1 protein-coding gene is annotated in these 1,214 nt (G+C 71.3%); it reads right to left on the bottom strand.

Annotation, left to right across the window (positions count from 1 at the left end; all coding sequences use genetic code 11):
* The coding region (locus tag EAO77_RS35765) for an acyltransferase domain-containing protein (RefSeq protein ID WP_147992475.1) at positions 1 to 1,214 on the bottom strand (1,214 nt) is incomplete at both ends.

Here is a 1,214-nt window from a genome sequence, read left to right on the forward strand (position 1 = left end):
GCGCCCCCACACGACGCCCAGCAGCCAACGCCAACTCCACCCACGCCGTCCCCGGAACAATCACCGTCCCCAGAACCACGTGATCCAGCAACCACGGCTGGCTCTCACCCGACAGCCGACCCGTGAACACCCACTCGTCCCGGTCACCCAGCTGCACGGCAGCGGCCAGGACAGGGTGCTCCACCCGATCCAGACCCGCAGCCGACACATCACCCGCACCCGCCGACGGCATCAACCAGTAGTTCTCCCGCTGGAAGGCGTAGGTGGGCAGATCCACCCGACGCGCGCCGGTGCCGGCGTAGAAGGCGTCCCAGTCGACGCCCGCACCGGCGGTGTGGACGCGACCGAGGAAGGCGGCGAACGTGCCCGCCTCCGCGTGCTTGGACCGCAGCGCCGGGACGAACGCGGCCTCGGTGTCGTCCTCCACACACTGCCGGGCCATGGCCGTCAGCACCGCGTCCGGACCCAGCTCCAGGAACCGGCGGACCCCCAGCTCCCACAGGGTGCTGACACCGTCGGCGAAACGCACCGCCTGGCGGACGTGACGCACCCAGTACTCGGCATCGAACCCGTCGACGACCTCACCGGTCACGTTCGAGACCACCGGAATCGCCGGCGTCGCGTAGGACAGGCCCTCCGCGACCTGGCGGAACTCCGCCAGCATCGGCTCCATACGGGGCGAGTGGAAGGCGTGCGACACGCGCAGGCGCGAGGTCTTGCGGCCCTCCCATGCGGGCAGCCACTCCTCCACCGCGTCCGCGTCACCGGAGACGACGACGGCCAGCGGCCCGTTCACCGCGGCGATCTCCAGCCGGCCCTCGAAGCCGGCCAGCGACTCCGCGACCTCGGCCTCGGCGGCCTGCACCGCGACCATCGCCCCACCGGCAGGCAGCGCACCCATCAACCGGCCACGCGCCACCACCAGTTCAGCGGCGTCCGCCAGGGACAGCACCCCGGCCACATGCGCGGCCGCGATCTCACCGACCGAATGCCCGATCAGGTAGTCGGGGCGGATCGACAGGGACTCCGCCAGACGGAAGAGCGCCACCTCGACCGCGAACAGCGCGGCCTGCGTGAACTCCGTGGAGTTCAGCACCTCACTGTCCTCGGCCAGCAGCCCACGCAGCGAACGCCCCAGCCGCGGATCCAGCTCCGCACACACCTCGGCAAGCGCCTGCTCGAACACCGGGTAGGCCGAAGCGAGTTCGAGGCCC

The sequence above is a fragment of the Streptomyces sp. T39 genome, assembly GCF_008042045.1.
In the GTDB taxonomy this organism is placed as follows: Bacteria; Actinomycetota; Actinomycetes; order Streptomycetales; family Streptomycetaceae; genus Streptomyces.